This is a genomic window from Bradyrhizobium sp. SPXBL-02 (assembly GCF_051853065.1).
Classification (GTDB): Bacteria; Pseudomonadota; Alphaproteobacteria; order Rhizobiales; family Xanthobacteraceae; genus Bradyrhizobium.
Genome location: NZ_CP182474.1, coordinates 2,950,069 through 2,962,363, shown reverse-complemented (window position 1 = coordinate 2,962,363; position 12,295 = coordinate 2,950,069). Strand labels below are relative to the sequence as shown.

The 12,295-nt window shown below is 66.3% G+C and carries 9 protein-coding genes; 4 read left to right on the top strand and 5 right to left on the bottom strand.

Features of this window, described 5'->3' with window-relative positions; all coding sequences use genetic code 11:
• The first annotated feature begins 62 nt into the window (after window positions 1-62).
• Together garD and ACNJYD_RS13435 are read left to right on the top strand one after the other, a co-directional pair.
• Window positions 63-1,604 carry a galactarate dehydratase gene (gene garD / locus ACNJYD_RS13440; protein ID WP_439366622.1) on the top strand — a complete coding sequence of 514 codons (1,542 nt, stop codon included), beginning with the start codon at window positions 63-65 and terminating at the stop codon, window positions 1,602-1,604.
• 188 nt (window positions 1,605-1,792) lie between these two features.
• A complete protein-coding gene (locus tag ACNJYD_RS13435; protein WP_246572062.1) occupies window positions 1,793-2,062 on the top strand; it encodes a hypothetical protein in 270 nt (89 codons plus the stop codon).
• 55 nt (window positions 2,063-2,117) lie between these two features.
• Here the strand turns inward: ACNJYD_RS13435 and ACNJYD_RS13430 are convergent, their stop codons facing one another.
• From ACNJYD_RS13430 to ACNJYD_RS13420, 3 genes are all read right to left on the bottom strand, one after another.
• Window positions 2,118-2,471 carry a hypothetical protein gene (locus tag ACNJYD_RS13430; RefSeq protein WP_212260264.1) on the bottom strand — a complete coding sequence of 118 codons (354 nt, stop codon included), beginning with the start codon at window positions 2,469-2,471 and terminating at the stop codon, window positions 2,118-2,120.
• Window positions 2,472-2,748: 277 nt separating this feature from the next.
• Complete coding sequence (locus ACNJYD_RS13425) at window positions 2,749-3,342, bottom strand: DUF2147 domain-containing protein (protein ID WP_212260262.1); 594 nt, start codon at window positions 3,340-3,342, stop codon at window positions 2,749-2,751.
• A 222-nt stretch (window positions 3,343-3,564) separates the two neighbouring features.
• Entirely contained in the window at window positions 3,565-4,593 is a 1,029-nt protein-coding gene (locus ACNJYD_RS13420; protein ID WP_439366621.1) for an NAD(P)/FAD-dependent oxidoreductase, read from the bottom strand.
• A 182-nt stretch (window positions 4,594-4,775) separates the two neighbouring features.
• On the opposite strand from ACNJYD_RS13420, the gene ACNJYD_RS13415 reads away from it, so the two are divergent.
• Complete coding sequence (locus tag ACNJYD_RS13415; RefSeq protein ID WP_172785267.1) at window positions 4,776-5,243, top strand: acyl-CoA thioesterase; 468 nt, start codon at window positions 4,776-4,778, stop codon at window positions 5,241-5,243.
• Window positions 5,244-5,271: 28 nt separating this feature from the next.
• On the opposite strand, the gene ACNJYD_RS13410 is transcribed toward ACNJYD_RS13415, so the two are convergent.
• Window positions 5,272-5,592 (bottom strand): 2Fe-2S iron-sulfur cluster-binding protein, encoded by a 321-nt coding sequence (locus ACNJYD_RS13410; protein ID WP_008143731.1) that lies wholly within the window; start codon window positions 5,590-5,592, stop codon window positions 5,272-5,274.
• Between the two features lie 165 nt (window positions 5,593-5,757).
• A complete protein-coding gene (locus ACNJYD_RS13405; RefSeq protein WP_439366620.1) occupies window positions 5,758-6,132 on the bottom strand; it encodes an Hpt domain-containing protein in 375 nt (124 codons plus the stop codon).
• Between the two features lie 396 nt (window positions 6,133-6,528).
• Between ACNJYD_RS13405 and ACNJYD_RS13400 the strand changes: the two genes are divergently transcribed.
• Window positions 6,529-12,237 carry a negative regulator of septation ring formation gene (locus tag ACNJYD_RS13400; RefSeq protein ID WP_439366619.1) on the top strand — a complete coding sequence of 1,903 codons (5,709 nt, stop codon included), beginning with the start codon at window positions 6,529-6,531 and terminating at the stop codon, window positions 12,235-12,237.
• Window positions 12,238-12,295: the final 58 nt, after the last annotated feature.

Here is a 12,295-nt window from a genome sequence, read left to right as displayed (position 1 = left end):
GCGGACACAGACAGTGGTGGGTTACGCTGCGCTAACCCACCCTACAATCCCGGAGCCCGCAGATGGACCAGGACGTCGCAGCGAAAGAGCAGCCCCGCTACATCAAGCTCAACGAGCGCGACAATGTCGCGATCGTGGTCAATGATTTCGGGCTCCCCGCCGGCTCGCGCTTCGCCAGCGGCCTGACGCTCCGCGCCTTCGTGCCGCAGGGACACAAGACCGCGCTGGTCGACATCGCCGAAGGCGAACCGATCATCCGTTATGGCGAGATCATCGGCTACGCGCTGTCGCCGATCCTGGCCGGTGAATGGGTGGACGAGGCGCGCATCCGCATGCCGGAGGCCCCTGCCCTCGACAAGCTCGAGATCTCCACCGCCATCCCCGCGCCGCTGCCGCCGCTCGAAGGCTTCACCTTCGAAGGCTACCGCAATCCGGACGGTTCGGTCGGCACCAAGAACATCCTCGGCATCTCCTCCTCCGTGCAATGCGTCAAGGGCACGATGGAGTATGCTGTGAAGCGCATCCGCGCCGAGCTGCTGCCGAAATATCCCAACGTCGACGACGTCGTGCCGCTGACGCATGCCTATGGCTGCGGCGTCGCCATCACCGCGCCCGACGCTGTCGTGCCGATCCGCACCCTGCAGAACCTCGCGCTCAACCCCAATTTCGGCGGCGAGATCTTGGTGGTCGGCCTCGGCTGCGAGAAGCTGGCGCCGGAGCGGCTGGTGCCCGAAGGCGTGAGCGATGCCATCGTCCGCATGCAGGACGAAGCCTTCGACGGCTTTGGTGCCATCGTCGATGCGATCATGACCCAGGCGGAAGCGCGGCTGAAGGTTCTCAACACCCGCAAGCGCGAGACCTGCCCCGCCTCCGACCTCGTCATCGGGCTGCAATGCGGCGGCAGCGATGCCTTCTCCGGCGTCACCGCCAATCCCGCTGTCGGCTTCGCCGCAGACCTGCTGGTCCGCGCCGGCGCCACCGTGATGTTCTCGGAAGTGACGGAAGTGCGCGATGCCATCCAGCTGCTCACGCGACGCGCCATCAACGAGGACGTCGGCCGCGCGCTGGTGCGCGAGATGGCCTGGTACGATTCCTATCTTGCCCGCGGGGGCGCCGACCGCAGCGCCAACACCACGCCCGGCAACAAGAAGGGCGGCCTTGCCAACATCGTCGAGAAGTCGCTGGGCTCGATCGTCAAGTCCGGCTCGAGCGCGATCGCCGGCGTGCTCTCGCCCGGCGAGAAGGCAACGCAGAAGGGCATGCTGTTCGCGGCGACGCCGGCAAGCGACTTCATCTGCGGCACGCTGCAGCTCGCCTCCGGCATGACGCTGCAAGTCTTCACCACCGGCCGCGGCACGCCCTACGGCCTTGCGGCAGCGCCGGTGATCAAGGTCGCGACGCGCAGCGAGCTCGCACGGCGCTGGAAGGACCTGATCGATTTCGACGCCGGCAAGATCGCAACCGGCGAGAAGACCATCGAGGAGACCGGCTGGGACCTTTTCCGCCTGATCCTCGACGTCGCCTCTGGCCGCACCAAGCCGTGGTCGGATCGCTGGGGCATCCACAACGACCTTACACTGTTCAATCCCGCGCCGGTGACCTGAGACCGCAAGCGCCTTTCGCGAAACCGTCCGGAAATATTGGCGCGGAAAACTTCTTCCGCGTTTCGTCCCTTCGCATCAAGCAATCAATATCTGCGCCGAAGGCAACGGGATTGTTCGCGCACGAGCGAACCTGTCGCGGCACCGCGGCGACCAAACCTCCGATTGACATTTTCCACGGAGATTTTCCAATGCGCGTTCTCTCGATGATTGCCGTTGCCGGCGCCATGATTGCGAGCTCGGCCGCCGCGTTCGCCAGCGAGCTTCCCTCTTACGAAGTGACGTCGTTTCCGATCACGGCGACGCAGGTGCAGGTGCTCGGCGGCGCCGGCGTCGAGGAGCAGTCTGCAAGCCCTGCGATGACCGTCGCCGGCATGCCGGCCTCGCCGGTGCAGGTCTCCGTGCTGTCGCCGCGGATCAAGCAGCTCGCGAGCGCGGGTTCGAACAAGCAGGCGCACTAAGCTCGCCTTTGTCATTCCGGGTTCGGCGCCGCGCGCCGACCGGAATGACGCGCGTCTACGTCATGCTGCCCGGCATGAAGCAGCGCACGCGCGGATGGCCGTCGACATAGTGCTTCCACACCATGGTGCGGCCGATCTTGTTCGGCACGGTGATCACGGCGCCGTCGGGCACCACGACCCACTCCTCGTCGATGCGCACGCGGTAGCGGCCGCGATCGGACTCCCAATCGACATCGGCAATGACATAGCCGTCGGCATCCGAGCAGCATTGCCCGAATTCGCTATGCAGACTCTCGAACCAGGGCTTTAAGGGCGAGTTGGCGAAGCGGCCGTCGTCGCGCGCCAGCGCCGAATGCGTCAGTACCGTCAGCCCCAGCAGCACGGCGGCACACTGTCTTGCAGGTCTCATGTGGTCTCCGCGATCGAAGTGATCACCGCGGGGCAAACGCTGCCGTCCGCCCTCCGCATGGTGCGCGGGCGTGGAGACGGCGACTCGCTCCCCCAGCAGCTTTGCCAACAGCTATGCAAATCCAGCGCCAGCGCGCATTCCGGGGAACTACTGGCAAGGTTCCGAGGCGCATTCGCCCTTCGGCGAAGGTGGTCGCACAGGCTGGAGATCCGGTGGCGGGGAAGACCCCTACGCCAAGGCGAGAGCTATTGAGGCCGCGCAGTGCCGGCCTGCGCCCTTATTGCTTTGCCGGCGCCATTGTGGCACCGCCCTTCTTCGCCGCGGGCGCGGGTTGCTTCGCGGCTGCGGCCTGCGCCGGCAAGTATTTTGCGACGATGGCAGGATCGACCTGCGCGATGTAGGCATCCGGCAGACGCGTCCAGGTCTCGTCCTTGCCGAGCAGCGCGATGCCGAGATAGCCGCGCAGCGTCAGGGTCTGGCCGTCGGGGCTGACCCGCATGTTGGCCTTCCAGATCTGGCCGTCACGCGGATTGAGCACGTTGCCGCCTTCGTACTTCAATCCTTCGCGCTTCATGTTGCGGACGAAGGAGATGCCGAGCACCGGCGCGTTCTTGCGATCGTCGGTGCACTTGGAGCAGACCTCGTTCGGATCGTCGGTCGGCCGCGGGAAGGTCTTGGCGATCACGCCTTCGAACACGCCACTGCGATCGATGAAGAGAAACCATCCGACCGTCTTGCCGTCTTCGACCTTCTGCCAGAGGCCCGCCGCCGTGGGCTCGGCGGTCTGCGCCGCGCACGGCCTCACCATCGCGAGTGACAATGCGAGCGCGAGGAAGGAGAGCAGCCGAGAGCTGGAAACGAGAGTCCGCATTATCATCACCTTGCTGAGCCAATCACCTTGCTGAGCCAAGACTTCGTTGAGCCAAGACTTCGTTGAGCCAAGACTTCGTTGGGCCAAGACCTTGCTAAGCCAACACTTTGCTAAGCCAAAAATTTGGCCAAGCCCACGACCGGAATGGCCGCAGACTACGGCGATTTCGCGAACGGTTCCAGCACCAGAAACATGGGGCATCGCCGCCCCGGAACGCTTCCGTCAGTTGACACCAAGCTTCTTTTGCAGGCTGGAGGACGAGGTCGTGTACTGGAACACGAGCCGCTTCTCCGGATAGACATAACGATGGGCTTTTTGCGACATCAGCGCGCCCTCGTGGAAGCCGCACAGGATCAACTTGATCTTGCCGGGATAGGTGTTGATGTCGCCGATCGCGAAGATGCCTGATACGTTGGTCTCGAACGCGGATGTCTCGACCGGCACCAGATTGTTCTCCAGCGCAATGCCCCAGTTCGCGACCGGGCCGAGCTTCATGGTCAGCCCGAAGAACGGCAGCATGGTGTCGCAGGCGATTTCGGTGATGCTGTTGTCGTTGCCCTTGACGGTCGCGCCGGCGAGCTTGCCGTCGGCGCCGGAGAGCGCGGTGACCTGGCCGAGCCGCAGATCCATCTTGCCGCCGGCAACCAGCGCGCGCATCTGCTCGACGCTGTGGGGCGCTGCGCGAAACTCGTCGCGCCGATGCAGCAGCGTGATGCGCTTCGCAATCGGATGCAGATTGAGCGTCCAGTCGAGCGCGGAATCGCCGCCGCCGACGATCAGCACGTTCTTGTCGCGGAACGTCTCCATCTTGCGCACCGCGTAGTGCACCGAAGTACCTTCATAGGCCTCGATGCCCGGCACCGGCGGACGCTTGGGCTGGAACGAGCCGCCGCCGGCCGCGATCACCACCACCTTGCATTCGAACACCTTGCCGGCATCGGTGGTGCAGCGAAACAAAGGATCGCCGATCTTCTCCACGGTCTCGACCATTTCGCCGAGATGGAAGGTCGGATGAAACGGCTTGATCTGCTCCATCAGCGCGTCGGTCAGCCCCTGCCCCGACACATGCGGAATGCCGGGAATGTCGTAGATCGGCTTTTCCGGATAGAGCTCGGCACACTGGCCGCCGACCTTGTCGAGGATGTCGACGAAGTGCGTCCTCATGTCGAGAAGGCCGAGTTCGAAGGCGGCGAACAGACCGCACGGGCCGGCGCCAATAATCAGCACATCTGTTTTGATCACGTCGCTCATGTCGTCTCTTTATCGGTAGTTATCGGTTGGACGGCGCCCGTTGGGCAGAGGTGACCCTGCCTGTCTAGCCAACGGGGATGGAACAGGGAAGGCATAAAAGCGGGTTCGCCCCGCAGCCGCGCCCACTTGCCGGGCCAGAATAACTGGGCTGTAACGAGCATGGATATGACGGAGATCAACCGGTGAACGCACCAGCCCGCCTCGACACGACCCCGCACCTCGAGGACTTTCCGTTTCGCCTCAGCGACAACGTCCGGTTCGGCGACTTGGACCCGAACCAGCACGTCAACAACGCGGTCTACGCCACTTATTTCGAGACCGGCCGTGTCACGCTGATGAAGCTTCCCGAATACGGGCTGACCCCGCCGGGCCTGGCCTGGATCATGGTGCGGCTCGACATGCACTTTCGCGCCGAGCTGCACTGGCCGAGCACGATCGAGCTTGGCCTCGGCGTGGTCAAGCTCGGGCGAACGTCGGTGACATTCGAGCAGGTCGTGTTCTCGAACGGCACGTGCATTGCGTCGGCGACGTCGGTCGGCGTCCTGCTCGACGAGGCCACGCGGCGACCCGCGCCGCTGACCGCAGAGGTGATCGAGAAGCTCAGACCCTGGCACAAGCGCGGCATCGAGGTCGCGCCGCCGAGCATCTAGTCTACTTGGATAGCCTGCTTGGAGACGATCAGGCCTGGCGCTCGGGCGTCGCCACGACGAGACCGTCGAGCTCGTCGGAGACCTTGATCTGGCAAGACAGGCGCGAATTCGGGCGCACGTCGAAACCGAAGTCGAGCATGTCCTCTTCCATCGGCGTCGGGCTGCCGACCTTCTCGCGCCAGGCTTCGTCGACATAGACATGGCAGGTCGCGCAGGCGCAGGCGCCGCCGCATTCGGCCTCGATGCCGGGAATGCTGTTGCGGATCGCAGCTTCCATCACGGTTGCGCCGTTCTCGATTTCCACCGTGCGGGTTTCGCCCTTGTGGTCGACAAAGTGAATCTTGGCCATGTGTGCTCGTGCTGCCGCGGTGCTTTGAATGAAGGAGGGTCCCGGCTGTCCTATAACGGGTCGATCAGCCCGGCGCCATAGCGTTTTGTTGCGAATTGAATCCCGCTTTGCGGGAAGAAAACGCGTCAAAACAAGCGACTAGAGCCCGGCTCCGGTCGTATCGGCTCAACGCTTCAGCATCGCCGCGATGGCGGCACGGGCCTCGGCCACCGCCTCCTTCAATGCGGCCAAGGCATGGGGCCGGCCCTGGCCTGTCCGGATCGCAGTCTCCAGGCTGGCTGCGGCATCGGCCACCGCAAAGGCGCCGATCCCGCGCGCCGAGCCATTGAGCTTGTGCGCGAGCGCGCCGGTCTCGGCCGGCAACGCTGTCATCGCCGCGAGCAGACGGGCCGCCTGCTCCGCGAACATGGCCAGCACTTCCTGCTCCAGCTCGGCATCGCCGAGCGTCATCCGGGAGAGGTGATCGAGGTCGAGCGGGCTGTCGATCGGCGCAAGCGGGGGCGAAGGCATCCAGTCCATCCGTTGCAGTTCAGGCGTCATGGCGCAGGCCCCGGCATCGCGCGACGGCCGCCGGTCCGGCGGTCAGGTTCCCCTCACCCAAGCATGGAAATGGTTAACGAAATGTTTGGGGAAATTGACGCAGATCCGCCGGTTTATTGACGAAAAGTTGCCGCAATCCGCCGAGTCCAGTGGAGAATTGCATTGATTGCTAAGGCGTTACGGCCCGATCCTGTTAACGATGATTAAGAATGTCTTAATCGCGGGCATTTCATTCGCGACGCTCTGCCAATAGGATGTTGCAGAAATTGGCGGACAAGCCGTTCGGGTGGGGACGGCTCGGAGATCCGCGCAAGCGGCATGATCCGGTCTGTGGGCTTGCGCCGCGCGCAGGGCTCGCGGGGGGACGCGTACAAGTAACGAGGGCTCGGACTGAACATGGCGAACACTCCGAAAAAGGTCAAAGACCCTACAGAAGTTGCGCTTTCTGCGATTCAGGAAGCCCTGAACATCAGCGACACGGCGGCCGATACCAGCCGCAACGCCGCGATGCGCAACGAAACGGCGCCCCCGGTGCCGCCAGCCGCGCCACCGGTGTTTGACGATCCGAACTTCGAGCCGCGCCCCGCCGCGAACGAACGGTCGACCGTGTTCGACCCGGTCGAGGAGCCGCGCACCGCGCGCCGTCCCGCCAATGACGACCGCGAGACCATCGGTCAGTTGCTCCAGGCGCTGCAGAAGGGCCGCCCTGCCCGCAGCGTCTACACCTTCGCCACCATCTTCGCCGGCATCTGGCTCGCCGCCTGCGCGGCGCTGACCGTCGGCTTCCTGCCCTCGATCCAGGCTGCCATGGGCCAGAGCGGCGGCGTGCTCGTCATCGCCGGCCTCGTTGCGATGTTCTTCGCGCCGATCATGCTGTTCTACTTCCTCGCCAGCCTCGTCTGGCGCGGCCAGGAAATGCGCATGATCGCGCAGGCGATGGCGCAGGTCGCGATCCGCTTCTCCGAGCCGGAAGGCTCGGCCGCCGATTCCATGGTCACCGTCGGCCAGGCCATCCGCCGCGAGGTCGCGGCGATGGGCGACGGCATCGAGCGTGCGATTGCGCGCGCCGGCGAGCTCGAGACGCTGGTTGCCAACGAGGTCGCCGCGCTCGAACGCGCCTATTCCGACAACGAAGTCCGCATCCGCGCTTTGCTTCAGGACATCGCGCATCAGCGCGACAATTTGGTCGGCCAGGCCGAGCAGGTTCGCAGCGCCATTTCCGGCGTGCAGATCGACCTGCGCCACGACATCGCGCTGATCTCGGACGCGATCGCCTCCCGCGTCGACGAGGTCGCCAAGTCGATCACCGGCGCGCTGGAAGAGCGCGGCGCCCACATCACCCAGGCGCTGAGCAACGCCGGCGACAACATGATCCTGGCGCTCGGCGAGCGCGGCGGCGACCTGCTCGACCGCCTCGAGGAAGCCAGCAACGAGACCACGCGCGCCGTGCTCGACGCCAGCGAGCGGCTGACCACCAGCCTCAACTTCAAGACCGGCCACGTCCACGACGAGTTCGTCGACCTCGCCGATCGCGTCCACGAGATGCTGAACGAGCGCATCGACCGCATCACCGGCGAGTTCGAGCAGCGTTCCGCCGCGATCGTCGACGGCATCTCCGAGCGCACCGAGCAGGTGCACGACAGCCTGAAGAACTCGTCGGACTCGCTGCTGCTCGAGCTCGAGCTGCGTTCCAACGACATCTCCGCCAAGATCGATGATGCCGGCAACCGCCTCGCCGGCCAGATCATGACGAGCGGCGACAAGGCCAGCGAAGCGCTCGACGCCACCGTCAACTCCCTGGTCGCCAAGGTCGTCAGCCAGACCGAGACCGCGCACGATTCACTGTCGCTGCAGATGAGCGCGTTCGACGAGCTGGTGAGGAACCAGGGCACCGAGCTGGTCGAGAAGTTCGCCCGCGACTCCGGCACGCTGGGCGCGCTGATCACCCGCCACATCTCCGAGTTCGACCGCACCGTGAAGACCTTCGGCGGCGAGATCGTCGAGCGCATGGGCCAGCGCACGCAGGACATCGCCGAGACGCTGAAGACCTATGTCGACAATTTCGACACCCGCTTCACGTCGAACGGCGGCCAGATCACGGCGGTGCTCGACCAGCGCCTCGCGCAGTTCGAGACCACGATCGGCGAACGCGTCGGCAATATCGACGCCTCGCTGAACGGCAAGATCGCCAGCCTCGACGGCACCATCGAAGGCCACATCAGGACCTTCGACGAGCAGCTCGTCGGCCGCGTCGCCGCGCTCGAGCAGTCGTTCGACGGCCGCGCGAAGTCGATGACCGAAACCATCGACGGACGCATCAACACGCTGGCGACGTCGCTGACCGACGGTGCCGCGCAGGCGATCCAGTCGATCGACTCCCGCCTCACCCACCTCACGACCTCGCTGACCGGCGGCGCGTCGCAGGCCATCGAAACGATCGATGCACGCCTCAATCACCTCACGACGTCGCTGACCGATGGTGCGTCGCAGACGATCCAGTCGATCGACACCCGCTTGACGCACCTCACGACGACGCTCACCGGCGGCGCCACGCAGGCGCTCGAATCCATCGACGCCCGTCTCACCTACCTGACCACGTCCGTGACCAACGGCGCCTCGCAGGCCGTGCAGTCGATCGACACCCGCCTCACGCTGCTGAGCTCGACGCTCACCGACGGCACCGCGCAGGCGATCGAGGCCGTCGACCGCCGCATCACCGGCGTCGCCGAGATCATCGACGGCCGCAGCACGCATCTGACCGACACGGTCACGGCACGTTTCCAGGAGATCCAGCAGGCCATCGAGACCAAGGTCGGCTCGGTCGCCAGCGACATCGACGTGCGCGTGGCGCAGTTCGAGGACCTGCTCGGCTCGCGCGTCGAGGCCGTCGCCGGCCGCATCGAAAGCAGCGGACGCCAGGCCAGCGAGGACATGATGTCCCGCGCCGAGATGATCTCGACTGCGATCCGCTCGCATGTCGAGGACGCCGAGCGCTCGCTCACCAACCTCGTCGTCAACACCAGCGAGACGATCCAGACCGGCGCGCGCACCGCCCAGCAGTCGCTGCTGACGGTCTCCTCCGACGTCAACGCCCAGCTCAAGATGACCTCCGCCGAGGTCGAGCAGGCGCTGACCGCGGTCGGCACCGGTGCGGCGAACTCGATCCTGACCAGCGCCCGCGAAGCGCAGTCGACACTGGTCGCGGCCTCGGGCGAAGCCTCCACCCAGATCAAGGGGCTCGCGGCCGACGTCGAGCGCACGCTGTCGGCGGCGGGCTCCGCCACCGCGGCCTCGATCCTGGCCGGCGCGCGCGAGGTGCAGACCACCCTCGTCACCGCGTCGTCGGATGCGGCCAACCAGGTCAAGACGCTCACCGCCGACGTGCAGCGCTCGCTGTCGATGGCCGGCACCGCCACCGCGGAGTCGATCACCGCCGGTGCCCGCGATGCGCAGAGCACGCTGATCGCGGCCTCGACCGAGACCGCCAACCAGATCAAGGCGCTGTCCTCGGACGTGCAGCGTTCGCTGACGATGGCGGGCACCTCGACGGCCGAGACCATCATGAGCGGCGCCCGCGAGGCCCAGAGCACGCTGGTGACGGCGTCCTCGGACGCGGCGAGCCAGGTCAAGTCGCTCGCGGCCGAAGTGCATCGCTCGCTCTCGCAGGTCGGCCAGTCCACCGCCGAGACGATCACCACCAGCGCCCGCGACGCCCAGAGCACCCTGCTCGCGGTCTCGGCCGAGCAGACCAGCCAGGTCCGTTCGCTCGCGGCCGAGATGCAGCGCGCGCTGGCGACCGCCGGCGGCGCCACCATCGAGGCGCTCACCAGCGGCGTTCGCGAGGCCCAGGGCACGCTGATCTCCGCCTCGACCGATGCAGCGAGCCAGATCAAGTCGCTGACGACGGACATCGAGCGCACGCTGACCGCGGTCGGCGCCGACACCGCCTCGACCATCCTGAACAGCGCGCGTGAGGCCCAGATCTCGCTGACCTCGACCTCGGCCGACGCCGCGAGCCAGATCCGCACGATCTCGACCGAGATCGAGCGCACGCTGAGCGCGGCCACCGCCAACGCCACCAACGACATCCAGACCAGCGCGCTCAACGCCCAGAACGCGCTGATCTCCGCCTCCAACGAGGCGAGCTCGCGCGTCAAGTCGAGCTCGGCCGACGTCGAGCGTTCGGTGCTCGCCGCCAGCTCCAGCTTCGGCCAGGCCATGACCGGCAAGACCGACGAGATCGTCACCTATGTGCAGCAGCAGGCCGACCGTCTGTCGAACATGATCGACGCCAAGCGCGGCGCGCTGGTCGACGCGATCGGCTCGAAGACGAGCCAGCTCACGCTCGACATCGACCGCGTCACCTCCGACGCGCTGAAGTCGATCGAGACGCGCGGCCAGGCCTTCTCGCAGACCATGATGGGCAACGGCTCGGAAGTCGCCCGCACCATCAACGCCGCGAGCGAGGTCGCCACCAGCGCGGTCAGCAAGTCGCTCAAGGATCTCGAGCAGTCGTCGCGTTCCGCGATCGACCAGTCGCGCCAGGTCTCGATTGCGGCCGTCACCGAGATGCAGGAGACCAGCAAGATCCTGCGCACCGACACGGTCGCCCTGTTCGAGCGCCTGCGCGAAGGCAACATCCTGCTTCAGGAGGTGCTGACCGGTGCGCACGACAATCTCAACTCGCTCGAGCGGGCGCTGGTGACCCGCGTCGCCGACTTCGTCTCGGCGATGAACGACGTCACTTCGCGCAACGGCGCGGCGACGCAGAACCTGGAAGAGCAGCTCAACGTCTTCAACAGCAAGACCACGAAGGCGCTGCAGGATCTCGGCGAGCTGTCGACCCAGTTCGACAAGCACGGCCAGGCGCTGGTCGAGGCCGCCCAGGTCGTCGAGCAGAGCAACAAGAACACCACCGCCTCGCTCGCCGAGCGCAAGCAGGCGCTGGAATCGCTCGTCACCACGATCGACCTGCGCACGGCCGATCTCGACCAGCGGCTGTCGCGCTTCACCGGCCTGCTCGATGAATCGCTGGCGGCTGCCGAAGAGCGCGCCCGCGACATCGCCCGCGTCGTCGCCGAGACCGCCGGCGCCGGCTCGGCCGCGATCACCCGCCAGTTCGAGGCGGTGCGCGCGGCATCCGAAGAGGAGCACCGGCAGACCATCGAGGCCATGCACGACATCTACCGCCAGACCACCGATGAGGCGGATGCGATGTTCAAGCAGTCGACCGAGAAGTTCACCAACCTCGTCGCCAGCATGAAGCAGATGGCTTTCGAGATGCACAACGAGCTCGAAGCCACCCGCAACGAGCTGCGCCGCGGCGTGCTCGAGATGCCGCAGGAGGCCGCCGAGAGCACGGCGCAGATGCGCAAGGTGATCGTCGACCAGATCGAGGCGCTCGCCGAGCTCAACCGCATCGTGGCCCAGCACGGCCGCGGGCTCGACGTCACCACGGCGGGCCGCGCCAGCGTGCAGCGCCAGGAAGAGCCGGTGCTGGCCGCCGTCGGCAGCCGCGCGCCGGAGACCCGCATGCGCGACATCGGCAGCGCTTCGACGCTGCCGCCGCCGGACCTCGGCATGCCGGCCGCGCGCCGCACCGAAGCGCCGCCGGTCGCGCCCGGCAACAACGACCAGAACCGTGACGGCTGGCTGTCGGACCTGCTCAACCGCACGGACGCCAACCAGGGCGCTCCGAACGGCCGTGAGGCTCCCCGTGGCCGTGCTGCTGCCCCTGCACCGCAGCCGCAGGCCCCGCAGGCAAGCGGCAATCCGCTGGAATCGCTGTCGCTCGACATCGGCCGGCTGATGGACCGCAACCTCGCCGCCGAGATGTGGGACCGCTACCAGCGCGGCGAGAACAAGGCCTTCACCAAGCGCCTCTACACGCCCGCCGGCCAGAAGGCCTTCGACGAGGTCGCCCGCAAGTACCGCGCCGACCGCAACTTCAAGGGCACGGTCGACCGCTACGTCGCCGAGTTCGAGCGCCTGCTCGACGAAGTCGCCCGCGACGGCCGCGGCCCGCAGGAGCTGCGCAGCCACCTGATCTCGGAGACGGGCCTGGTGTACACGCTGCTAGCGCACGCGGCGGGCCGCCTGGGGTAAGCGGCCGATAGCAACGAACGGCGAAAGAAAACGGAGGCCTCTCGGCCTCCGTTTTTGT